Genomic DNA, 22598 nt, shown 5'->3' on the forward strand with positions numbered 1-22598 from the left:
AGACCGAGAGTTCAGCCTTGTGGCTGGAAGGGCTATGTACGGGCTTTCACCGTGATTCACGCTTCAACGAATCGCACCGGCATCCTTCCTCCAGAATGCTTGCTTGCAGGGCAGCTTTTTCGTCTTTACTCAGGGGAGGAATGAGAGATTGGAATTCAGGATCGATTCGCAGTTGTTTCGCAGCACAGGAGGTAGTACACCGCTCAATACCCCCCGGCAAAACAATTAACGCTTGCGGCTCCCGATCGTCTGCTCCTGATTGCATTTGACGTATTCCTGGCGAGTTTGTTGAATGCAAGGCTCGCCCGCGCTGACTCCTGTGCTCCGCAAGCGGCTACGCGCGGGCAGAAATTTCCTTGAACTATTCAACACTAACATAGTTATCGTCGAGAAGCCTCCAGAAAATGCGAAAATAGTTAAAAAAAGGAAATGCTATCGACGCTATGCCACCTAGTAAAGGAATCCAGCCTCATCCCAACTCGTTAGCCAACCTCAACCGCTCTGGGGGACAACCTCGCTATGAAGAACCCAAGAAGCAAAGAAATATCCAGGTTACGTCGGTGGGATGGGAGGGAATTCGCGCGATCGCCATTGAACGCGGATTGAGTCTCAACGAGTTGATAGAACAGATTGGCCGGGGTCTGATTCCCCTTGGCAATGGTGAAAAAAGTAACTAATCGCCAGATATGGAAAGGGAGGTTAGATAAAAAAAACTTTCTATCAACTCGTTACTAGAAGTTTTATTGATAGTAATGACGGTGTTTTTTTCTCTGCAAAGTCCTTATAATTTACGGTATTGTGTCGTGTAAATGTATCCTGGGGGGGTGACAACCAGCCTGAAACCTAGAGGTGGTGAGGATTGAGCCAATGTGTGCTCAAAAAAATAGGCAGCATAATTGTTACACGCTTGCCTATCCAAAAAATAATGATACCAACATTTTACCAGACTCATTTAAAAAAACAACTGACGAAAGCTCAGTTTCTTGTAATGACAACTTTACTATCTGTGATGCAATCAGAAAAACAAGTGAGGTTAGAACGACTGGCACGGGTATTTCCTTATCCAATAACAACGGAAAGTAGGCGCAGAAAACTACAAAGATTTCTGGATTTACCAAATTTAACTATCTCATTAATTTGGTTGCCCTTAATTACTTATTGGTTGACCACTTATTGCCCCATTGGTACTCGTTTATCAATTGCAATCGACCGCAGTCAATGGGGGTGCATTAATCTCTTTATGGTTAGCCCGATCAGTCCGCGAAGAGCAATTCCATTATACTGGTCACTGTTGCCAAAATTAGGAAATAGTACCTTCGAGTCACAGACTACCAATCTAGAGCAAGTTTTACCATTATTTTCAGAATATAAAGTCATCCTTTTAGGAGACCGTGAATTTTGTTCTGTTGATTTGGCAAACTGGCTTAAGGAAAAGGGTGTGTCTTTTTGCTTAAGACTGAAAAAGAATCTTTGTATCGAAACAGAACATTTAGTTTGGCAACGGCTGGATGAATTAGGGATAGTACCAGGAACTTCTTTGTATTTTCAAGGAAAAAGAGTGAGGAAAAAACGGGCCTCTAACCGGATTTGCTCTGGCTTGTAAGTGGAGAAGGAACTCGGGGAAATATCAAGTTAAAGAAGCTTGGTTTATTCTCACAGATTTACGCTCACTGCCAGCAGCCATCAATGCTTATAAGCAGCGGATGGGCATTGAAAAAATGTTTCGAGACTGTAAAAAAGGAGGCTATGATATTGAAGGAACAAGCCTCAAAGGGAACCGACTTATTAACATGATTCTGCTCATGACATTGGCGTACAGTTCAGCAATATTTCAAGGCACTGAACTGAAGAAAAAGCAGGTACAAAAATATGTATCTCGTCGCAAAGAACCAAAGAAAAAATATCGCAGACGGAGTACATTTGGTGTTGGATTAGATGGAGAAAAGTGGGTTAATTATCTAGAACAATATTCTTTGGAGGTGGAACAGTTAATGAAGTTAACTCCTTCTAAACGCCGCTTTTATCAACAAGGTATGCGGGCTGCAACCCTTATACAGTCTATTTCGTAGACCTCTTTGTCACCCCCCCAGAAATGTATCAGGAAAAAATATAATGGTTCAATCACCTCCAAAACTTATAACTGTCGATGAATTTATTACAAACTACGGCGACAGCGATTGCTACGAACTGATTGATGGTGAATTAACCGAAATGGAACCAACAGGGCCGCACGAACAAGTATCCGGGTTTTTGGGACGAAAACTGAATGTAGAAATTGACCGCCTGGATCTACCCTACCTTATCCCCCCTCGCTGTCTCATCAAACTATTAGGAACAGCAACAGCCTTTCGCCCCGATGTGCTTGTATTAGACCAAACTCGACTAATTAATGAACCTTTGTGGCAACAAGAACCTGTAATTACATCAGCTTCCTCAATTAAACTGATTGCTGAAGTCGTTAGCACCAACTGGCAAAACCATTACGCTCGCAAAGTTGAAGATTACGCCATACTAGGAGTGCCTGAGTATTGGATTGTTGACTATCTGGGCATTGGCGGCAGAGAATATATTGGCAAACCCAAACAGCCAACAGTTACAATTTGTACGCTGCGAGAAGACGAGTATCAAAAACAGTTGTTTCAAAATGACGATCGGCTTATTTCATCAATCTTTCCCGACTTGCAATTAACCGCACAAAAAATCTTCGCTGCTGGCAGATATGCTGCTATGTAGCTTAGATCTAGGTAACGTCGGTAGGATGGAGGAAATTCGTGCGGTGCGATCGCAATTGAACGGGGATTGAGTCTCAACGAGTTGAGCGAACAGATGGGCAAGGGTCTGATTCCCCTTGGCGCTGAAGAAAGTAACTAATAGCTTGGTCAGGAAAAGGAAGGTTCATTCACAAAAACTTTCTATCAACTCGTTACCAAAAGTTTTTTTGAAAAAGAACACTAATTTAGTCGTTGATTCTCGGAGCATTTTAACTAGCTCTTAAAATTTGCTCAATTAGGGAGACAACTTGCTGCGGTCGATGCTCAAAGTGCTTCTTGATTTGAAATTTTAACGAATCTGCTGGCACATCTTTTTTGTTGAGTTTCAGGCGAATATGCTCACTTCGTGGGAGAGTGGAATTGAGCGCTCGAATAACGGTGTGGCATTGTCGAAGAGTCAGGCTATCGACTTGAATGAAGGGTAGATTTAATGTTTCGGTATCAAGTTCAATATTAGAAGCAAATTCGGCTTTAACTTGTAGCGAAGAGGTGAGGCGCTGTTTTTCTGTGGGTTCTTGAGTTGCTGCCGATTCGGCAACAGCAGGAAAGGAAGCAATTTCATTGAGAAGAGGCACAAAATCTGGGGCAAGTTTTGCTGATAGTTTTTCAGAAGGATTCATCCGCTTCGATGCTAACAGCGTAGCGATATAGTGAACAATTAAGCCACCATAACCAAAAATTACCACAGTTTCAATTGTGAGGGTGAGAAAATGCTGAATATGTTCGTACATAATTCTAATTTGCAAGTGGAACATTTCTCAAACGCGCTCGCGTTTAATATCAAAACATTACTAAAGCCTTCTGAGAATGCGATCGCAAATATCGCAAAGGGAACTGGCGCGGTGGGTGGGCGGGCAAAACAAATCCTGCTTGGAGCAGGATTTTATCCCCTTTATCGGGGGTCGTCATTGATTACTTGACAAAATCATCAATCTCTTCATTATCGTCAGTTGCCTTTTTCTTATGAGAAGCTTTGACGGCTGACTCGATATAACGGAAGTGCAAGTCAATCACTGCTTGCTCAGATGAAAGCCAGTAAACGTTGCTCAAGATTTCTTCAAGCATCTCGTCAGCCGAGTAGCCTTCATATTGTTTGTTAAACCAAGTATTGAATGCTTCCCAGTCAAGAGCTTTACCTTTCTGCAACTGTCGTTGTTTGGCACGTCCCGTTAACTCGCGGGCAACGTGCAAAAACATCTCGAAGCGCTGTTCTTCAAGAGTTTCTGCAAATTGCTTTTGCATCGGAGTTGGAGCGGATTTGCGATTAGCCATGATTAACCCTCAATCGTGTTTTTTTTCACAACTAAAGCGACGGCAGTCTGCTAATTACAATTAATTCAAAAAAATTAGTGGTGGGTGGGTCGGTAAAATCAAATTCACAACCAAGGTCAAAATTTCCTTGATTGTGAATTTGTTGGGTATGCTTCCCAGAGCGTCCTGATTCGGACGGTGGCGACAATCAACCCAGGATCGCGATTCGTGGAAAAGGCCTCGATAGAGGCAAAAAAATGCTCTGCTTTTTCAGCAGAGCTTTCTAATCAAACTTGAGCAATTATTCGTCTTCCTCAAATTCTTCGTCTTCGTCTAAACTAAAATCATCCTCCTCATCGTCATCATCCTCATCCTCATCGCCTTCAGAGTCTTCGTCATCCTCATCAATTTCATCGAGTATGTCATCAATTTCATCATCTTCATCATCGAGTTCGTCGTCGTCATCGAGTTCTTCAGTATCTTCTTCAGAGGATTTAGCTAACTCGTTGCGACGCTTTAAGCTTTGAGCATTGAACTCCATTAAATCGGCAATGGCAGCTTGTGGGTTGTCAGCAATTGTATCGTAAAGTTGGCTCATCGCTAAGGCAACAACTTCGACATCATACTTGAGTTCATCGGGTCGGCCAACTAGCTTGGGAAACACAGTATTGTTCCACTCTTGCCAGTCGAACTTTTTACCATTGCCATTACCGTTGCGCTTATTCAACTGAGCTTGAATATCCAATCCCAGTTTTTCGCGAATTGCGTGGCCAACCTTTGTCGAAATACGGCTATCGCGACGCTGAATTGTCACACCGTACTTCTTATGAATTGTATTCCGAATCTGTTTGACTAGCTCGCCAGCAAGTTGCTCCGGGCTGAGGTTAGATTGAGGTTTTGATTTGGCTCCATTGTTACTGCCGACTGTTTGACTGTTCTGCTTTTCAGACGGTTTAGATTTAGCAGGCACTGGTGACTGAGAGCGAATAGGAGTGGCTGCGGTTTGTTTTTTAGCTGTGACCATGATTGACAATTTAACTTGCTTAACATCAATTTATGAGTGCCGTTAGGCACAATTACCCCCTCCAGTTGAGGGGCGTATTTCGCTCATTAGCAGGAAGTTAAATTTTAATTACCTTAGTTAAATTATTATATTAAACCTCGTCTATTTAGTTGTATCAACTCATGAAAGTTTGCAATACTTGGTCTAAGTTAAGAGTCATTCAAACTCCCATAGTTGCCATTGAATATTACAGTGCAGATCGCCAAAAAATCTTGTCATCATTTCATCAGTACGCCAGTGAGTGTTGTTTACCTGTTTATTATTGGAATCCAGGCTATGCAACTCTTCAACAGGTGCGGTGTTTGGATAAACATCTCCCGAAATTAGGTGGTCATTCAGACATGACAAGCGTTTCAGATATTTCCCAGATGTATAATAGTGAATGTGTCCTATGCAAAACTGAGCTATCTGTCGAGAGTGATGTCCTGCAATTTCTGCTGGAAAATGACTGCCCCGGTATCTTTTTGTTAGAGGATATTTTGGAATCAGACAGTACCGAACAGCCTCTTGTCCGCCGTTATTCTCAATTGGCTAACGCATTCTTTGAGCTGAAAGGGCGTTGGGCCGACCAATATTGGGTACTGCTGGGCGAGTACATCCAATTGCCATCAAAGCTAAGTCCATTAATTCCTCTACTCAAATGTCCGTTACCCGATCGTTTTGAAGTCGAAGTTCTTGTAGATAATTTTTGCGATCGCAATTGTTCCCTTGATTGGGATTCGGATGCGGTAGCTGCTAAAAAACGGCTGGCTGTTTCTAGTCTAGGGCTGCCAACTGCTGAAATTGAATTGGTGTTAGAACGATCGCTCTCTATGACCGCTTCAGTTGTCCATATCGCACAGTTGGTATTAGAGCATAAAATATCGCAACTTCGAGACCAGGGGTTGGAGTTCATTGCTTCTCCAGACGTGCCTCATGCTGGCGGTTTAGATTTATTAGACGCTTATTTGAACGAAGTCGTAAAGCTGTCAGAAGCTGATGCCAAGAAATATCACCTCAGACCTCCCAAAGGAATGCTGCTGTGGGGACCGCCGGGGACGGGCAAAAGTTTGAGTGCGAAGCTAGCTGCGAAGAAGCTAGGTTATGCGCTTTTAGCAGCAAGTTGGGGCAATATTCTAGGCTCCTCTAATCCCGATCGCGCTCTCAACAAAATGCTGGATACAGCCGATAATTTGGGCGGCTGCGTGCTGTTCTTTGACGATTTTGATAAGGGTTTTTCTGGCTGGGAATCAAATGCTGACGGCGGTGCAGCTAGGCGGCTGTCACAGAAATTGCTCACATGGATGCAGGAGCATGAAAGCCCCGTATTAATGTTAGCTACTGTTAACCGTTTAGAAATGCTGCCGGCTGAACTTATTCGCAGATTTGACGACGGCGGAATCTGGTTTGTGGATTTGCCACACAGCGGCGCTCGCTATGAGATTTTCAATTTGCATTTGGCTAAGTATTTCCCAGAGCAATTTGGGGAAGGAAAAGAGAACCTTTGGAGCGACAGGCAGTGGTATTCGCTACTATCTGATTATGCGGGAGCAACGAGTGCTGAAATTGCGATCGCAGTTAAACGCTGTGCCCAACGAGCCTATTGTGAAGGGCGACCGGGTAAAATTGAATTGGGCCATTTGCGTTATCAGAGAACTCAGTTTGTGCTGTCGTCTGAGCGTTCTTCTGAAGATATCCAGGGGATTCGGAACCAAGCTAGTTATGCTCGTCCCACAGCCAGTTCCGACACTTCCAGGTTTGCTGCGTGCGAACAAGAACTGTTTGAGTATAAGCCCCCTACTTACGATTTGAGCGAAGATGACGCTGTTTAATCTAGATGCAGAATTCACTGCTTTCTTAACAGCTAAAAAGAAAATAAAACGTAATAAGTTGGCATTCGGGAGAAAATGGTATGAGTCAATACGCTTGGGATAAGACAGTCTAGGAGGCAAAAGCCTCTGAAAAACAGATACTGTGATTGCTTTCATGTATAGATCGCTACGCTCACAGCGAACAATGACAAAAAACGTTAACTAAAGCATATGGGGGTATGAGGGTTATGTCCCAATACGGTTCTGTTAAGAATCTGACTTCTAAAAGATACCTGTATTTTCAAAAAAACTGTGTTCAAATTGGTTTAAGAGCACTAACTGAACCGTATTGGGTTATATGCTTTATTTTGTCTATGTTTGGAGGGTATTGTCACCTCATCAGTCAAGCGACTTGACGTAACAGCTAGAATTAAAGATAATAAAATTGAGGCGACTTCGGAAATTCAAGCCATGAAAACAAGTTTAATCAACACAGCCCTTTACACGGCTCAGACTTATAACCTCAAACGAATATGCCAGCCCAAGATATTTATCACGCTCGTGTCAAAAAAGCTCTGGAAAAAGACGGATGGACAATTACAAACGATCCTTTCAAACTAAAATGGGGGTTCCGAGAACTATTTGTAGACTTAGGAGGCACGAAACTTTTAGCTGCCGAAAGATGTGAACAAAAAATAGCCGTTGAAATTAAAAGTTTCGTGAGTCTTTCCCAAGTGAGCGATTTAGAAACTGCATTAGGGCAGTATATCGTTTACTTGAATATTTTAGAAGAAGTCGAAAATGACCGATTGCTATATTGAGCTATTCGTCAAGCCACCTATCAAGAAATATTTTCAGAAGCCATCGGGGCTCTAGTGATACGCAAAAACTCTCTGCGCTAACTTGTTTTTGACCCTACAAAAGAGGAAATCGTACAATGGATAAATTAGATAATTACCGACAAATCATTGAAAAAATCTTAAGCGAATATGCAGAAATTCCATATTCATACAATAACCTGGAATCCAAACTCATTATTAGCAAAGACTCCAATGATTATTTACTGCTAACAATAGGATGGGAAAAAGATGTGCGAAATCATGGCTGCATTGTTCACCTTGAAATTATTAATGGTAAAATCTGGATTCAAAGAGATGGAACAGAAGACGGAATAGCAACTGATTTGTTGGCTGCTGGTGTTCCAAAAAGTGACATTGTACTGGCATTTCATCCCCCGGAAATTAGACAACATACAGATTTCGCGGTCTGTTAAGCTAAAAAGTCAATCACCCAGGGGGAACGCATCTTATTGAACACTGTTCACCAGTGGTGAGTATATTTTGAGATAAATTCACCATTCAAAGAAGCTACAGACACACTTTGTAATGACTTTTTAGAGAAAACAGTAACTGATTAATGGTGGTTGTTACTTGCTGCCTATTTTTAGATAATAAAAAGCTTACAACCACTATTTACAAGTTGTATAATAGTTAGCAATGAGTTATTTGTGAGAATTTAGTTAACTGAAACAGCGAGAATCTTTGTCAAATAGTCATCATCCCACCCAGCTCTAAGTCGCTTATTTTTGGCTCTAGTTTTTGAGGTCTTTTCTTGATTCAAAAGATTGAGCGAGATGTGTCTAATCATAGCAAAGTTTTGCGGAGCATTATCTTTTCTAATCCGACAATCATCTTCACGAAAACCCACATCTAATACCAAATGTAAAGAATTTTTAATTTCCCAATGGCTGCGGAGTGATTCACCAAGTTTTTGAGCATCATTTGGTAAACTACTAATGTAATAACGAGTTTCAATACTTCTTTTTCCCTTCACTATTCTCACGGATTATATCAGACCTATACTTTGAAGTTTCTCCCATTGATTGTCGGGGTCAATCAGCTCTTTGATTTCACTTAACATTAAATGATTTCGGATTTCTGAGCGACCGTGATTGTTCTCTTTCTTGGTCGAATAAGCTGTATGTGTAAATCCTGAAAATCCTTGACTAATTAGACCATAGCTCACCACAGCCACTATGCCATTGTCAATTTTTCCAAGTCGCCCTAAATATTGGCTAGCTACATAATCTGTAGCTTTTCCCTTCTTTGGATCTCCTGTTTCATCAATGATGAGAAAGATTTTTCGCTCTTTAACAAGTTTTAAACTTAATAACAACTTTTAAGATTAATTCAAGCCTTTGCCTTCTCTACGCAGAAGCCTCCCTGGCGTGATGGAATAAGAAAGTGATGCAACCCTTGAGCATTTTCTAGCCCCATTATCTCTGCAATGGCTGGTAGTGTCTTACGTTTAAGATCAGAAATTATACCAGCATGAAGATGTGTAAAAGCTTCAAAGCTTCTGACTTCTGAAAACAGATTTCTGTAAGAGCGACAATACTCATCAATGAATTTCAATGTCGAATTAGCTTCGCGAGGCTTAACCATGGACCCAGCCGTGGTTTGAGAGATTTGGCTCTATTATACTCTGCCACTTAGTGACAGAAGAGGGGTATGTAGTAAATCGTACAGAAGTAAGCTTTCTAATATCTTAAGCTTCAACGGTATTTCGCATACAGGATTATGCACACTACACAAGAACGATCGTGCAATTCTGCGTTTGTATTGCCTCGAAACTGCACCTTTAGTGAAACTGATTGGAAAGCCCTTGCGCCGTTTTGGTATCCGATCGCGTTCTCGCATGAAGTCACGGATCGACCGTTTGCCGCAAAGCTGGTCGATGAACGTCTGGTGCTGTTTCGACATTCCGATAGCTCGATCGTTGCAGCACGGGATTTGTGTTTGCATCGCAGTGTTCCTCTGAGTTTGGGATGGGTTGAAAACGATGAACTCCAATGCAAAGATCGCGGCGTCGGCTACGACAAAAGCGGTCAATGCACGCGTATTCCCGCTCAACCGGATGCCGCAATTCCCGCTCGGCTGAAATTGACGACCTACGCTGTCACCGCACGCTATGGTTTAGTGTGGGTAAGGCTCGTGGATAACGGTTTGGTGCATTTTCCATACTTTCAGGAATGGAACGATCCAGACTATATTCAGGTTCTGCCAGCCAGCGTAGCTCACGAAGCTGCCGCAGGTCATCAAGTCGAAGGCTTTCTAGATGTGAGTCATTTTGCGTTTGTTCACACCGAATCCTTTGGCGAGTGCGAAAATCCAGAAGTGCCAGATTATCCCCTTGAGCGACTACCGCACGGGTTTCACGCTACAGGATGTCAGCACTGCGAGCAACTATCGGCACAACCTAAAGCATCTGAGTCCGCCTGGGTTTAAGTGGCGTCGATTGTTTGAAGTGTGGCTGCAGCTCACAGCGAAGTTAAGCGTTACCTTTGGGAACGGGCAGTTACACATCCTGAATGCTACCTGTCCGGTTTCAGCCGGCAAAACGCGCTTGGGTAGTGCCGAGAGGCCGCAATTTTGACAAAGATGCACCGCTGCAAGACACGCTGGACTTTAACCATCAAGTGTTTGGCGAAGATAAGGACATTGTTGAAGAACAGTATCCCGAAGATTTACCGATCGCGCTGCAAGATGAAGTCCACATTGCCGGGGATAAAAGCTCGATCGTCTATCGCAAAAGATTGGCAGCATTGGGTCTAGGACGATCGTTTACCGCCTAACTCCTATCTCAATTAAATTTCGCAGGTCCAAACCATGAGCGCTGATTTAGAATTTCAAAAACCAATTCCACCAAAGCAATCCTACACAGGTTGGCAAGCAGCACTGGCAGAGTTCTTTCAGTTTGATTTCTACAGAACCAATTTCAGAACAGAGACGCTCGCGGGTATCACCACATTCATGACGATGGGATACATCTTAGTTGTCAATCCGATTATTCTGTCAAACGCGATTTTTCTACAACAGCCTGGAGATTTGTTTTCGCAATTGGCTGTAGCAACCGCTGTGGCGTCGGCAGTTGGAACCTTCTGCATGGCAATTTTAGCAAACTACCCGTTCGGGCTCGCGCCTGGAATGGGAACGAATGCCTTTTTTGCTTTTTCAGTTGTAATCGGACTGAAAATCGATTGGCGGTTGGCACTGTCATGCGTGTTTGTTCAGGGATTAATTTTTATGCTTCTGACGTTGACAGATGTACGTAAGTTATTGATCGCGGCAATTCCAAAGTCGCTCAAGCACGCAACCGCAGGTGGGATTGGCTTGTTTATTGCCTACATCGGGATGTCAGGGGATGTTGTTAATGGGGGGGCCGGATTGATTGTGGCAAATCCAGCCACAAAAACGGCGTTTGGCAGCTTAGCAGAACCGAACACGCTACTGGCTGTGGCGGGTTTAGCGATTACAGCCGGATTGGTGGTGCGGCGCGTCAGAGGTGCGTTACTATTTGGAATTTTTGGAACTGCAATTTGGGCTTGGCTGTTCAAGGTTTCACCCCCACCTCAAGGATTGTTTGCGCTGCCGTCACTGCCAAAAGACATTTTTGGTCAAGCATTTCTGGGAATTGCTAATCTGAACTCCGAGAATTTTATTGACTGGATTGCAGTGCTATTTGTGTTTCTGTTTGTTGATATTTTTGACACCATCGGGACGTTAACCGGTGTCGGAATGCGGGCTGGTTATATCGGACCCGATGGTGAGCTGCCGCGTGCCAATAAAGCACTGATGGCAGATGCTATTGGCAACACAATCGGTCCGATATTCGGTACATCGAGCGTGACGGCTTATGTTGAATCGGTCGCAGGCGTTGCCGAAGGCGGTCGAACTGGATTTACCGCTTTAGTTGTGGCAGGATTATTTGCGCTGTCGGTGTTTTTCATTCCGGTGTTTAAAGCGATTCCGGCTTTTGCAACGACGCCGACGCTGGTGATTGTTGGCGCGATGATGTTAGCTGAGGTGAAAGAAATTCCTTGGGATGATATGTCGGAAGTGATTCCAGCGTTTCTAACGATTTTCCTGACTCCATTAACGTATTCGATCGCGGAAGGGTTGTCGATCGGATTTATTGCCTATCCGATTGTGAAAACCTGCCAAGGTAGAGCCAAGGAAGTATCTGGCGGAACTTGGATCGTGGCGGGCATCTTCGTGATTCGGTTCATCTTTATGTCGCTGCGGTTTCATCATTCAGCAGCCTGAGCCGACTCAGGCGAGATCCAACTGCTAGGTTTGAATCACTTATATCAAGTTCGATCTCTCTGATATCTTGCAGCAATGTCAATCAGGGGATTTTTCGTGGGGTCGGACGGGTTTATCCTCCCCAACTTTCCATCACTTTAATTTCTACCTCGCAAGGAATCGGAGAGAGAAATTTATTCCCGGCTCTCACCATACATTTTTTAAGCATTGCTTTAACGGGCTTTACTTCTTCGATAGGACACTCAATTAAAATTTCATCGTGAACCACACAAATCAGTTTAGCATCCGTGCAGCTTAGAGGTGAAAAAATGAGAGCAAGAGCGAGTTTAGTAATGTCAGCGCTCATCCCTTGAATTGGGTTATTTAGCATTTCGTTAAGTAGCGGTTTAGTATCTTTTGACCATAATCTCCTTCTGCCTAAGACTGTCCGACTCTCTCGAATACCTCGGCTCCAGGCGCTCCGAACTAGGCTGTGAAATTGTTTGATACCTGTATAGGATTCAAAGAACTTCTTACGAAAGTGTGAAGCTTGTTGCAGCGTTAAAGTGACTTCATGCTCTGCTTGAGCCATATTCTTAAATTTCTGTGTTCCCATGCCATAAATTAAACCAAAGTTAATGATTTTGCCGAGCTGTCTGTCTTCGAGAGTAATTTCCGATAAGGGTTTTGCTAGCACCAAGGAAGCTGTGAGAGAGTGCAAATCTTCCCCTTTGGAGTAAGCTTTGACCATCGTGCGATCGCCGGAAACCTTCGCCATGATCCGCAGTTCAATCTGGCTATAATCGGCTTTGAGCAGGACGTAACCGGGTGCAGCTTTAAAACACTGTCGGGTTTGCTTATTTCTGGGGATATTCGTTAAATTTGGCTCTCGACAACTAAACCGTCCTGATCTAGCACCAATCTGAAACCAATTGGGATGAATGCGTCCTGTAATCGGGTGAATGTGTTCTGGTAAACCCAGAGTAAAAGTGTCGATACGAGTAGATAAGCTGCGATATTCTAACAGTGCTTGAATAACGGGATACTCGCTTTGCAAAGGAATTAAATGTTGAGAGTTAGTGGAAGTAACAGGAATGCCTTTTTCTTGCAAAGCCGCTAAGACTTGCTTGGGAGAGCGAGGATTAATTGTATCCGTAAATTCTGGCAGCAGAGAGATTTGTTGATGAGGGTTAGGTCGATGGAGTTGCAAATTAATTTGTTTTAAAAGAGAGTCGCGTTGATGACAGAGCTTCACTCCCAAAACTATCCACTGTTCTCTATCTAAAAGCATTCCGTTGAGTTCCATAGAAGCCACCGCAGGCAGACAAGCAAACTCTAGTAAAGCAGTTTTCCAAAGCTTAGAAGCTTTCAATTTTTGTTGCAAAGCAGCAGCCAGCGGGAGTAAAATTGCAGCATCGGTAGCAGCATATTGCAGTTGAGCGAGTGTTAAATTTCCCGACCAATCGCTAACTTGCTGCGTTTTGTCTAGCTTTACTTTCAACAAATTCTCAGTGACAGCCTCTAGAGACAAATGGCATTTTAGTCCCGCCGTCAGCACTCGGTAAGCCAGATAGGTATCGAAAAAGGGTTTGGATGGTTCCAGTCCGGCAAAAGCGAGCATTTGCCATTCAAATTTGAGGTTGTGACCTACTTTGAGTGTAGGACTGGCTAAGAGCAAGCGTAATGGTTCGAGGGAACTCGGTTCAATGGCCCATAAATCTACAACGATCGCTGGATGGCCGGGAATGGCAAGTTGTAACAATCTAATTTTGGCTTTGTAGGGGTCAAGCCCTGTCGTTTCGCAGTCTATACCGATGATTTTTGCTTGTTGGAATGGTTGCAGGGCTGTTTCAAGATTGAAAGCAGTATCGATCGGTTGGTAAGGAGTTTTAAGTGTAGCTTGCAACTGAGATTTTTGATTTTTATCGGTCAAAATAGTTGGAATAGTTGTTAATATTTCAGGATTAAGGGGCGGATTAGCTCTCATCATTACTTCCGTTTCTAAAGGAGAGTAAAAGGAACCCGGGCTGTCAATAGCTGTCCGGTGTTTTGAGTAACGCTTGAGGATGTCTTGTGGGGTTAGCGGTTTCATTGCACGATCGCCAAAAATTTTCAGCGCTGCTTCAACGCGATCGCGGTTGGAAAAATGAACTTGATCGAGTTGAAGCAGCGCAATCTTGACCAAATAATGAGTAATGAGTAATGAGTAACAGGAGTAATTGGGGTAAAATTACCATCAAAATACTCCGATCGGATGATGCCATACTCTACTAATCTCACAGATGCCGAATGGGAAACTTTGTCACCCTTACTCAATCAAATATGGTGATTTTGGGGATATTAACTGGTTTATATCTGAAATAATCTATATTTTTACTTAACATTTCAATCAAACCTGCATCATCGGATAAATTAGCTTTTGTGCAGTGAGTTAAAAAGGGAAAACCAAGCGTGTCAACAGCCAGATGCCTTTTAATACCAGTGGTAGATTTATAAAAACAATACCCTTTCGATTCAATACTGGCATTACAGGTATTTTTCACGGCTTGTGAGTCAATCATGATTAACGTAGTCCACTTCGGTTTTTTTTTACCGGCTCGCGAACCCTTGAATGTAGGACTGTCATCAGTTCTTCAATCACTCCTTCTGACCGCCACTGTTTGTAATACCAGTATACAGTTGAGTAGGGGGGTAAGTCTTTTGGTAAATCTTGCCAATTACAACCATTTTTGAGTTGATAGAATATGCCATCCAGGATTTCTATTTTTGTCCAGTTGGGTGGACGAGGACAGCTTTTTAATGGGTAATATTTGATGTAGTAGAGGTTCCAGGATGAACCATTCGGAGTCCGTTAGGTTACTAGAATATGGCATGACGGCTTGAGGGTGTTTTGATGGTAATTTTAGCTCAAAACATGATGGGGGACAACCAACTAGAAAATCTGTCCAGGCGATGGTTTAAACTGAATGACTTCAAAAAAGAGCTTTTGGGGGCGACTACTGTGAAGCCGATCGCCCGTGGCTGAGCCGACCTCACATGAAGGGTGATCGCGAACAGATGTCAAATGGGTTCTATAAGTAGGGTGGCAAGGGTTACAAATGAACAACAACCGATCGCACTAGGGCTCAATCGATTCGAGCGATCGCAACATAGGTATGGAAGCCGCTAAATGCTGGGCGATCGCAGAGCATTTAGCAGCAGCAGCCGAGGCAGAGCCTCTAGTTTTCTTGTTTTCTCGTTCGCAGGTTGAATTTGGGAACAAGAGTTCCAAGTTCCAAATTATTGTGGGGTAGCCATCCAGCAGAGCCTTGAATTTTCTGTTGAGGTTTAATACCCCAAAGAACGCCAACTCCAACGTTCTTATCGGCAACACCTGCACCTAACACTGTTCCAGTGTAAAGAAACTCTTTTGGATTGCTTTGCGATCGCGCAAAAGCTGGTTCATTCAATCTGTTAATAACACCTGCACCCAACGCTGGAATGCGGTAAAGAAACTCTTTTGGATTGCTTTGCGATCGCGCAAAAGCTAGTTCATTCAATCTGCCGATCAAGGGAACATCGATGTGTGTCGGTGCATCTGCTATCTGTTGAGTATTTGGAGCAACAGAAAGCAGAAGCGGCTGGCGATAAGTTGCAGCGGATACTGCCTGAGTCGGAGGAGTTGCTTTCGCGTCAGTCAAATCCAAGTTAATCCCTGACACGGGTGCAGCGGTGGTCCCGATTCTGGTTCTACTTTGAGACTTCCAATGCTGATATCCCAGAAAAGGAAATGAGGCTACCTTTTTGGCTAACGCCCAAAAAATTACGTAGCTTGCTAACAAGCGTTCAAATGAATTAAAACGGGATTCCCTCAATTCCTCGATCGCAGCTTGTTGATCCGCCGGCAGCTTTGCTGTTTTACGTGAATTGGTTTTAGTTTCCAAAACGATCGCATCATTAAACCCTTTATCTTCGATCTCCCGATTGTGTCCGACAGCAACAATTTCAGCTCCCACACCGAGGTTTCTGACACCATCGGCTTGTTTGCCCGTCATGATTGCAGCGTCTCGATCCTGTTTTAGCTTCCGACTGCGATCGCCGTCGGGCACACCCAGAAAAACCAAAGTGCCTCTGACAACTCGATGTCCAAATCTATGCAACAGATGGTCTTGGGGATTCCCTCCATGCACTTCCAAAGAAGCAATCCCGTAACTTAGAGAAAAGAGTTTGCTGACATACGATTCCAATAGTTGATGAACCCAAGGTACATCTCCAATGACTAAAGTTCTTTTGCCTGTACGCGCTAAAGGCTCCCTGCCCTGAAAACAACGGAGCCCAAGCGTCCACAGCCAGGGACCGAAGATAGCGATACCAATATCCGCCAGGATGAAAGCCGGGTTAAGCAGGTTCAATAACAACAAGTTGCTCGGGTTACCAACTGCCAAGAGAATTAAGCGGACTACCGTTTGAGTGACTGGAATTGTGTATCCAAATGGAATTGTCCAGCCAAGAACTATCAGGACATATAGAGCATGAATTCCCCAGGCGAGAGGAGCTTCGGTGACATGGAGCGCCCACTTGCGACCGATGCTCACCAGTTGTTGATTTTCTGAAGATTTGATGGCGGTTCCACTAGCAGTAATTCCAGCGATCGAAGCAACTCTTCGATCTAGAAAATCTGCCTTGATTCTTATTAGAATTGAAAGGCTTTCTGGCATCAGCATCATCCCCAAAGGAGTTGAGTCAGGAAACGCTTGTCTGATGCGGAAAGCAACGTGAAACAAAAGCTCTGTCAGGGTTTGTTGAGCGGCGGCGACTGTCACGGTGGAAGGTTCGGTAGACCTGCGACCGCTGCCATTGGTAAAAATTCTGCGGCTAAAAGCTGCTCCAGGAGCGTAAGATTGAGCGATCGTCGCTCCCATCAAGCTGTTGAGTTCCCCAGTCAGGATAAATAGCCCGCCGATCGCCCCACTCTGGTATAACTTGTCAAAGGCATTGGTCGCCTGCAAAGTCGGAAAGGTTTGACCGGACTGACTGATTGCTAGCACGATCGAGTCTTTTCCTAAATGCAGACTTTGAGCGTCATGCTGCAATTGACTCAAAACCTGGTTTGCAGACAGCGCCTTGATATTCAACAGGGGAAAGACGATCTTTAAATCCTGAGCGAATCTTTCGCCCAGCCACAGGCTATTTTCAATGCCCACAATCAAAAAATCGACCGTCTGCAATTCCCCCAATTCACCAACCAGTCCTGCTTTGAACTTTTTTTGGCGCTTTTTTTCAAAAGCCTTAACCTTTTCGATTAAGATATCTGCCAGATATTCTGCACTTTGGTAGTTAAAAGATGCCGGATCTTTCCAGGATGCCGCGATCGCCCCCAGCACTTGCGGAATTTCCTGAATGTCACTCTTCACAGGGTCTTTGGTTTCGGCTTGAGGGCGCTGAATGTGTGAGTTACCCTGCACCGGCATCCATCGCTTTTCTAGCTCTGATTCAAGCAGTTCGCGATCGGCTTTCATCGAATAAACAGCGATCTTATTCGTGCCGACTAAGGCAATTTCTCCCGCTGTTTGGTCTAAATCTACACGGTAAGATTTTGGCGCGTCCACCAAAACAGCATTAACAGCGGCGGCTTCCGACGCATAGACCATGTATTCTTCTGGCAAATTGAAACCGATCGTCATCGGCTGACCTTGGGAACTCAACACCAGATTTTCCTGGGACAATGTTGAGACCGTCACCAAGCCGAAACTACCCTGCGCCCCCGACATAAACAGTTGCGTTGCCCGATACAAATCATTGTGCAAAAAAGCATCCACTGCCGCTTTGACAAAAGCAGTCCTTGGACGATCGGACCATTGAGCGATCGAGGTGTTCTGACTGATTTCCTGGCACACCTGATGTTCAAAATCGCTTAAGTCTTCGGCGTTGCTGAATGGGGGTATGAAATCGTAGGGGCAATCCCCCCGTGGTTGCCCCAAATGCTGACGGGTAGGCACGGGGGCACTACCCCTACAGACAAAAATCATACTTGCATTCAGCAACGCCAAGTCTTCTTTGCTGGATAAAAGCTTTGCGTCAATGTGTTGTTGCCAAACCTTCTCGAATATCTGGGCCCATTCACTCAGGACTTGCTGGGAAGGAGCGGTATTGGGCGCATTTTTCGCAGGTTCTTGCCCGTCAAAAGCCTCCTCGATCGACTCAGCCACCTCAAGCTGGTAAGCCAATCTTACTGAAGCATCCCACATCCCTTGCGCGATCAATAAATCCATCATTCCTGAGATTTTAGGGGAATCGCCGATCGTGTCATTGGGGGTGTGCAATACTCTTTCTAACCACAAGCCTAATTGAGCGTTGTCAATCTGTTTGCCAAAGATCCTCCAAGCATCAAAATCGCCGTTGTGAGTGATGCGGTGATTGACATTTCTTGTGCTACAAAACCATTTTCCGTTTTCAAATTGCCAAACAGCCGCCTCTCTTGCTGGCATCCACTCATGCCAATGGGTTTCCACAATAGCGGGCGGGCTACTGGTACCGTAGCGATAATGCCATACTCCCATTACAACTGATGCCGGCTTTATGCCTTCCAAGACAGCTTGGCGTCTTACCGCAGCAAAGGCGGCTTCCAGGGATTGTGTCAGATTGTCTCGCTTTTGATTCAGGATTTTTTTACCAACAATTACAACTCGATCGTCTTTGTCGCGAGTCAAAACGAATCCACCTCCAGCTTGTTCGCCCCGGATCTCAGTTTCACGCCCCATTTGTTGAAACACTTCCACAACTCTTGCTGGCAGAAGCCCTTTGTCATCTGAGGGAATTCGTTTACCTAAAAAACCAAAATTACCACACATAGTTTGCCGTCTGTAAGTTGGATGTAAGTTGGAATTGTCGTCAAATCAGTCCCTAAAATTGCTGCAAAATTTAACTTTGTTGTATGCCGACAGTGCTTATCTTTGATTCTCTTGTGGGATTGGCTGCAATACGGTTCAGTTAAGCTCGATCACCCTGGCACCCCCCTTCCCAAGGGGGGGACAAGAACTTACTCAAAGTCAACCCCTACTCCCCTTCTTAAGGGGAGTAGGGGTCGAGTAGGGGGTATGCGAGGGGGATCTCCGAGGAATAAATAGTTTTAACCCAAGCGTATTGGGATTGGCTGTTAGCCCTTTGTTCGTGGATTCGCGAAGTTCTACAACCACATTTCCTTTCATCCTTTAGGGCAGCACTAAGATAAAACTGGTGAAGCTTCTCCTCGCAGCACAGCTAAATCTTCCTCATCCAGTTCTGCTGGTGTCCCACTGCGAATCAGTTCGGCAAACTCTTCATTTGGCACCATAATCGTCAGGGTATACAAGCGACTTTCACCCGTGTTTTCAATACTATGAATGCTAGTTGGAGGGATCAAAAGACTATCACCTTGCTGAATGGGGATAGTTTTGCCATCACAAGTTGCCCGTCCTTCTCCGTTGAGAACGAAAAACATTTCCGTTGCGTACATATGTCGGTTGGGAGGTGTCTTGCCGCCGACATCGAAAATTTCGACACAGCAGGTAAATGAGACTTTATCTTTGAGCGGATCGAAGGCGTTCGCTAACTTATTACTGGAATCGGGACTAATCCGATAAGCTTGGTATTCTTGGGGAGACTTGGCAACGAGAATCATGCAACGAGAGTTGGTAATTATCATCAGTGGTTTCCTCCTATTTTCGGCTTGACCGATCGCTCAATTGGTGAATTACAGAATCTAATTTCTAGCCTTGTCGTGCGTAATTCATGAAAAAGTTAGGCTTCAAGCAAACATTATCCATATCTCGGTGAAACACTTCGGTAGCAGAAGCAGAGATAGGCGGAACAATTCGGCCCCAATCAGCAGGAACCATGCGACCCGCCTGCGCTTCTCGTTCCATGTGTTGAATGAACTGAGATGAAGCCGTATGGTGATCGACAATCGACACGCCCTGCTGTGCGAAGGAATGAAGCACCGCCGCATTTAGTGTCACTAACGCTCGATCTTTCCATAGAGAAAGTTTAGAGCGAGTATTCAACCCCATTTTTTCGGCAACGATGGGCAATAGGTTGTAACGCTGCACATCTCCCAAGTTGCGGGCACCAATTTCTGTGCACATATACCAGCCACTAAAGGGAGCCGTCGGATAGGAAACGCCACCAATTTCTAAACGCCAGTCTGACACGGCTGGTAAGGCGTGCCACTTCAAATCTAGATCGGCAAACCAAGGGTAGTCAGGATGGCCCAGTGGCACTTCCAAAATTGCCTGCGATGGAATCTCAAACCACTCAGGGGGCCGATCGGGCATTTGGATAATCAGAGGTAACACATCAAATTGAGTTCCTTTGCCTGTCCAGCCCAAATGCTGACAAGTCTCGGTGAGTTCGCAGTGCGCCGGATCGCCCACAACTGAGCCATCATCTTGACGGTATCCAGCGTAGCGAATAAGTTGTGGGTTCCAAATACGGATGCCCTGTTTGCCCGGTTGTTGAGGTGCAAAAATACTAATGTGAGGGCGGATATTGCCATTGTTGGTTGCTAACTCAATGTGTTCGACGAGGGCGGCAAAAATCTCTGTGGCTGTCGTCAGATGGCGCAAGTCACGGACATTTAAGGATTCCCAGAAGATTCTCCCAATGCAATTTGCGCTGTTGCGCCATGCAACTTTGGCTCCGTATGCAAGTTCTTCTGGAGTCTGCCAGTAGGTTCGCGATCGCTTATATTCCCGATCGACTTCTGCTAGTCGTGCTTCGATCCGTGGCTCCAGATGATGCTGTTCTCGATAAAACAGTTCGAGGTAGTCGGTTGCCTCTAGCAGCACAGTTGGCAGGGATTCTGACTGACTGAGTTGGTACATGGTGACTGATGCCTCCTTTAAAAACCGTTATTTTCAAAACAAGTCTCATGTTTGGCTGTCGAGTCAAGTGCTCTGCTCTGCTTTTGGAATGGCCTTGTTTTGTGCAAAGGAGACACTGGGTTCTTCAAGGAAGAATCCGCAGAGGCTAGCGCAGATCAGCGCCGCTACGCCCATTGTGGAGAATAGTGTCGCAGTGTTTGTGAAGTTATAAACTGTTAGATAAACTACGCCGCCGACATTACCGTAAGCCCCAACAGTACCCGCAATCTGACCTGTGATTTCCCGCTTAATTAACGGTACTAGGCTGAAGGTGGCACCTGCACCCGCTTGGACAAAGTAAGCGCACAATAGCGTCACCCCAATTGCAATTGGTAACGACCAATGACTGTTGATTCCGCTCATTAGTAAAAAGCCGACTCCAATACCAGCCGTCAACAGCGTCATCGTCCATTTGCGACTACCGCACTTATCGGAGATCAGTCCCCCACTCGGTCGCGATACCAGATTCAAAAAGGGATAGCTAATAGCAGCGATCGTGCCTGCTGTGACCCGATTTAGAGCAAAAGTTTGTTCAAAGAACATTGGCAGAATCGATAAGACGGCTAACTGAGCGCCAAAATTGGTTAGATAAGTGAAGCTCAGTAAAGCCACTTGACGAAACTGATAGCGTTGTGCGGACGGATAAATTTGACTGCTTTTGAGAAAATTAGAGTTGAGCGGGTTCAATGAACCAGCAACTTCTCGATTCACCTGCCAGGATTTGTACGTTAAGATAAATAATCCTGCCAATAATCCCCAGCAAATTAGTTCTTGCCAGCCTTGCAGAAAATGAATCTGCGGCTGTGCAAGGGGAAAGGTGAGCAAGCCCAACGATAGTAACATTCCCAAGTCCAGCGCTATCATTGCCCAAAAGCTTTTCGCAGATGTGACGGGCATCGCGCCATGTCGCTGAGGTCGCTGATAGACTTTACCGGGTGGAGTATCTTCAACGCTCTTGAAGTAGACTACACCATAGAGCGCGGCAACGATTCCGGTCAACAGAATTGCCAATCTCCAGTTAACGGCACCTTGTGATAAAAAAGCTGTGGCAACGGCGATCGCGGGTAATGTAAATTGGGCAGCAGCGGCTCCAAAGTTGCCCCAGCCTCCATAAATCCCTTGAGCAATGCCAATCTCTTCGGAGGGGAACCACTCTGCCACCATGCGAACTCCCACTACAAATCCAGCCCCCAAAATTTCGGTAGCTAAACTACTCCAGACTAATTGGTTGAAGGTGGTTGCGGTTGCCGCGATCGAGCAGGGTACGATCGCAAACACGAGCAACCCTGAGAAAACAAGGCGAGGCCCAAAGCGATCGAGAATCATGCCAACTACAATTCGCGCTGGAATTGTCAAGGCTAGATTGCAAATTGCTAAAACTTTGAGTTGTTCAGCGGTTAAGCTTAAATCCTGTTGAATCGTTGTGGCAAGAGGAGCAATGTTAAACCACACGACAAATGAGAGAAAGAAGGCAAACCAGTTTAAGTGAAGAATGCGATAGCGATCGCGAAATGACCATAATCTCCGAAGCATGATAAATTTCCTTGTGGGCGCTCAACGGTTTTTCCTTCTGATTAACTGTGCGAGCTTTGATTCGCAGGTTGAGCTTGTAGTACCTTACCCAACTTTGGTGTTGGGCGAAGCGTTGCGTAGGGTTCGCTTGAAAAGGACTCAACCTACAAAGAAATGACTCTCGGAAACCGGGTTTGGAGGTTTTGACGATCGAACTGAAGTCTTAACATTCAAGACGGTAAACTGGC

Annotated in this window: 21 protein-coding genes and 1 pseudogene; 10 read left to right on the forward strand and 12 right to left on the reverse strand. The window is 44.9% G+C overall.

The genetic code is table 11. The annotated features are described in order from the left end of the window. Positions 1 to 46: 46 nt before the first annotated feature. Positions 47 to 265: a hypothetical protein gene (locus QUB63_RS33670; RefSeq protein ID WP_332949735.1), complete on the reverse strand. Its 219-nt coding sequence runs from the start codon at positions 263 to 265 to the stop codon at positions 47 to 49. A gap of 178 nt (positions 266 to 443) precedes the next feature. On the opposite strand from QUB63_RS33670, the gene QUB63_RS33675 reads away from it, so the two are divergent. From QUB63_RS33675 to QUB63_RS33690, 4 genes are all read left to right on the forward strand, one after another. After that, positions 444 to 677 carry a hypothetical protein gene (locus QUB63_RS33675; protein ID WP_332949736.1) on the forward strand — a complete coding sequence of 78 codons (234 nt, stop codon included), beginning with the start codon at positions 444 to 446 and terminating at the stop codon, positions 675 to 677. Between the two features lie 194 nt (positions 678 to 871). Beyond that, positions 872 to 1603: a transposase gene (locus tag QUB63_RS33680; RefSeq protein WP_332949737.1), complete on the forward strand. Its 732-nt coding sequence runs from the start codon at positions 872 to 874 to the stop codon at positions 1601 to 1603. Positions 1604 to 1703: 100 nt separating this feature from the next. Then, positions 1704 to 2069: a hypothetical protein gene (locus QUB63_RS33685; RefSeq protein WP_332949738.1), complete on the forward strand. Its 366-nt coding sequence runs from the start codon at positions 1704 to 1706 to the stop codon at positions 2067 to 2069. A 43-nt stretch (positions 2070 to 2112) separates the two neighbouring features. Next, positions 2113 to 2733, forward strand: coding sequence for a Uma2 family endonuclease (locus QUB63_RS33690; RefSeq protein ID WP_332949739.1), 621 nt, complete (start codon positions 2113 to 2115; stop codon positions 2731 to 2733). Between the two features lie 247 nt (positions 2734 to 2980). Here the strand turns inward: QUB63_RS33690 and QUB63_RS33695 are convergent, their stop codons facing one another. The 3 genes from QUB63_RS33695 to QUB63_RS33705 form a co-directional block, all read right to left on the reverse strand. Further along, positions 2981 to 3502, reverse strand: a complete 522-nt coding sequence (locus QUB63_RS33695) for a hypothetical protein (RefSeq protein ID WP_332949740.1) — start codon at positions 3500 to 3502, stop codon at positions 2981 to 2983. 181 nt (positions 3503 to 3683) lie between these two features. Further along, a complete protein-coding gene (locus tag QUB63_RS33700; protein WP_015179737.1) occupies positions 3684 to 4043 on the reverse strand; it encodes a hypothetical protein in 360 nt (119 codons plus the stop codon). A gap of 280 nt (positions 4044 to 4323) precedes the next feature. Continuing rightward, positions 4324 to 5046: a hypothetical protein gene (locus QUB63_RS33705; RefSeq protein ID WP_332949741.1), complete on the reverse strand. Its 723-nt coding sequence runs from the start codon at positions 5044 to 5046 to the stop codon at positions 4324 to 4326. A gap of 161 nt (positions 5047 to 5207) precedes the next feature. Between QUB63_RS33705 and QUB63_RS33710 the strand changes: the two genes are divergently transcribed. From QUB63_RS33710 to QUB63_RS33720, 3 genes are all read left to right on the forward strand, one after another. After that, positions 5208 to 6896: an ATP-binding protein gene (locus QUB63_RS33710; protein WP_332949742.1), complete on the forward strand. Its 1689-nt coding sequence runs from the start codon at positions 5208 to 5210 to the stop codon at positions 6894 to 6896. 512 nt (positions 6897 to 7408) lie between these two features. Continuing rightward, a complete protein-coding gene (locus QUB63_RS33715) occupies positions 7409 to 7696 on the forward strand; it encodes an element excision factor XisH family protein (RefSeq protein ID WP_332949744.1) in 288 nt (95 codons plus the stop codon). Positions 7697 to 7812: 116 nt separating this feature from the next. Next, positions 7813 to 8148 (forward strand): XisI protein, encoded by a 336-nt coding sequence (locus tag QUB63_RS33720; protein WP_332949745.1) that lies wholly within the window; start codon positions 7813 to 7815, stop codon positions 8146 to 8148. Positions 8149 to 8390: 242 nt separating this feature from the next. Here QUB63_RS33720 and QUB63_RS35265 read toward each other — a convergent pair. Next, positions 8391 to 9319 (reverse strand): annotated as a pseudogene (locus tag QUB63_RS35265) (ISAs1 family transposase). Between the two features lie 135 nt (positions 9320 to 9454). Here QUB63_RS35265 and QUB63_RS33735 point away from each other — a divergent pair. From QUB63_RS33735 to QUB63_RS33745, 3 genes are all read left to right on the forward strand, one after another. Next, the gene (locus tag QUB63_RS33735; RefSeq protein ID WP_332949746.1) at positions 9455 to 10162 is read left to right on the forward strand and encodes an aromatic ring-hydroxylating oxygenase subunit alpha; all 708 of its coding nucleotides are present in this window, start codon (positions 9455 to 9457) and stop codon (positions 10160 to 10162) included. An 83-nt stretch (positions 10163 to 10245) separates the two neighbouring features. Further along, positions 10246 to 10509: a hypothetical protein gene (locus QUB63_RS33740; protein WP_332949747.1), complete on the forward strand. Its 264-nt coding sequence runs from the start codon at positions 10246 to 10248 to the stop codon at positions 10507 to 10509. A gap of 34 nt (positions 10510 to 10543) precedes the next feature. Continuing rightward, positions 10544 to 11980 (forward strand): NCS2 family permease, encoded by a 1437-nt coding sequence (locus tag QUB63_RS33745; RefSeq protein ID WP_332949748.1) that lies wholly within the window; start codon positions 10544 to 10546, stop codon positions 11978 to 11980. 112 nt (positions 11981 to 12092) lie between these two features. On the opposite strand, the gene QUB63_RS33750 is transcribed toward QUB63_RS33745, so the two are convergent. The 7 genes from QUB63_RS33750 to QUB63_RS33775 form a co-directional block, all read right to left on the reverse strand. Then, positions 12093 to 14144, reverse strand: a complete 2052-nt coding sequence (locus QUB63_RS33750; RefSeq protein ID WP_332949749.1) for a bifunctional 3'-5' exonuclease/DNA polymerase — start codon at positions 14142 to 14144, stop codon at positions 12093 to 12095. Positions 14145 to 14271: 127 nt separating this feature from the next. Further along, positions 14272 to 14520, reverse strand: coding sequence for a hypothetical protein (locus QUB63_RS33755; protein WP_332949750.1), 249 nt, complete (start codon positions 14518 to 14520; stop codon positions 14272 to 14274). A 2-nt stretch (positions 14521 to 14522) separates the two neighbouring features. Further along, positions 14523 to 14774 (reverse strand): transposase, encoded by a 252-nt coding sequence (locus tag QUB63_RS35270; RefSeq protein WP_442921787.1) that lies wholly within the window; start codon positions 14772 to 14774, stop codon positions 14523 to 14525. A 403-nt stretch (positions 14775 to 15177) separates the two neighbouring features. Further along, positions 15178 to 18699 carry a hypothetical protein gene (locus QUB63_RS33760; RefSeq protein ID WP_332949751.1) on the reverse strand — a complete coding sequence of 1174 codons (3522 nt, stop codon included), beginning with the start codon at positions 18697 to 18699 and terminating at the stop codon, positions 15178 to 15180. A 461-nt stretch (positions 18700 to 19160) separates the two neighbouring features. Further along, on the reverse strand, positions 19161 to 19598 hold the full coding sequence (locus tag QUB63_RS33765) for a cupin domain-containing protein (RefSeq protein WP_332949766.1): 438 nt from the start codon (positions 19596 to 19598) through the stop codon (positions 19161 to 19163). An 88-nt stretch (positions 19599 to 19686) separates the two neighbouring features. Then, a complete protein-coding gene (locus QUB63_RS33770) occupies positions 19687 to 20799 on the reverse strand; it encodes a nitric oxide synthase oxygenase (protein WP_332949752.1) in 1113 nt (370 codons plus the stop codon). A gap of 63 nt (positions 20800 to 20862) precedes the next feature. After that, positions 20863 to 22371 carry a NarK family nitrate/nitrite MFS transporter gene (locus QUB63_RS33775; protein ID WP_332949753.1) on the reverse strand — a complete coding sequence of 503 codons (1509 nt, stop codon included), beginning with the start codon at positions 22369 to 22371 and terminating at the stop codon, positions 20863 to 20865. Between the last annotated feature and the right edge of the window lie 227 nt (positions 22372 to 22598).

Source organism: Microcoleus sp. ARI1-B5 (assembly GCF_036705795.1).
Classification (GTDB): Bacteria; Cyanobacteriota; Cyanobacteriia; order Cyanobacteriales; family Microcoleaceae; genus Microcoleus.

Coding starts and splice junctions, on each gene's coding strand:
- QUB63_RS33670 (WP_332949735.1), bottom strand. CDS start 265: ATGCAATCAGGAGCAGACGATCGGGAGCCGCAAGCGTTAATTGTTTTG.
- QUB63_RS33675 (WP_332949736.1), top strand. CDS start 444: ATGCCACCTAGTAAAGGAATCCAGCCTCATCCCAACTCGTTAGCCAAC.
- QUB63_RS33685 (WP_332949738.1), top strand. CDS start 1,704: ATGGGCATTGAAAAAATGTTTCGAGACTGTAAAAAAGGAGGCTATGAT.
- QUB63_RS33690 (WP_332949739.1), top strand. CDS start 2,113: ATGGTTCAATCACCTCCAAAACTTATAACTGTCGATGAATTTATTACA.
- QUB63_RS33695 (WP_332949740.1), bottom strand. CDS start 3,502: ATGTACGAACATATTCAGCATTTTCTCACCCTCACAATTGAAACTGTG.
- QUB63_RS33700 (WP_015179737.1), bottom strand. CDS start 4,043: ATGGCTAATCGCAAATCCGCTCCAACTCCGATGCAAAAGCAATTTGCA.
- QUB63_RS33705 (WP_332949741.1), bottom strand. CDS start 5,046: ATGGTCACAGCTAAAAAACAAACCGCAGCCACTCCTATTCGCTCTCAG.
- QUB63_RS33710 (WP_332949742.1), top strand. CDS start 5,208: ATGAAAGTTTGCAATACTTGGTCTAAGTTAAGAGTCATTCAAACTCCC.
- QUB63_RS33715 (WP_332949744.1), top strand. CDS start 7,409: ATGCCAGCCCAAGATATTTATCACGCTCGTGTCAAAAAAGCTCTGGAA.
- QUB63_RS33720 (WP_332949745.1), top strand. CDS start 7,813: ATGGATAAATTAGATAATTACCGACAAATCATTGAAAAAATCTTAAGC.
- QUB63_RS33735 (WP_332949746.1), top strand. CDS start 9,455: ATGCACACTACACAAGAACGATCGTGCAATTCTGCGTTTGTATTGCCT.
- QUB63_RS33740 (WP_332949747.1), top strand. CDS start 10,246: ATGCTACCTGTCCGGTTTCAGCCGGCAAAACGCGCTTGGGTAGTGCCG.
- QUB63_RS33745 (WP_332949748.1), top strand. CDS start 10,544: ATGAGCGCTGATTTAGAATTTCAAAAACCAATTCCACCAAAGCAATCC.
- QUB63_RS33755 (WP_332949750.1), bottom strand. CDS start 14,520: ATGATTGACTCACAAGCCGTGAAAAATACCTGTAATGCCAGTATTGAA.
- QUB63_RS33760 (WP_332949751.1), bottom strand. CDS start 18,699: ATGGGGCGTGAAACTGAGATCCGGGGCGAACAAGCTGGAGGTGGATTC.
- QUB63_RS33765 (WP_332949766.1), bottom strand. CDS start 19,598: ATGATTCTCGTTGCCAAGTCTCCCCAAGAATACCAAGCTTATCGGATT.
- QUB63_RS33770 (WP_332949752.1), bottom strand. CDS start 20,799: ATGTACCAACTCAGTCAGTCAGAATCCCTGCCAACTGTGCTGCTAGAG.
- QUB63_RS33775 (WP_332949753.1), bottom strand. CDS start 22,371: ATGCTTCGGAGATTATGGTCATTTCGCGATCGCTATCGCATTCTTCAC.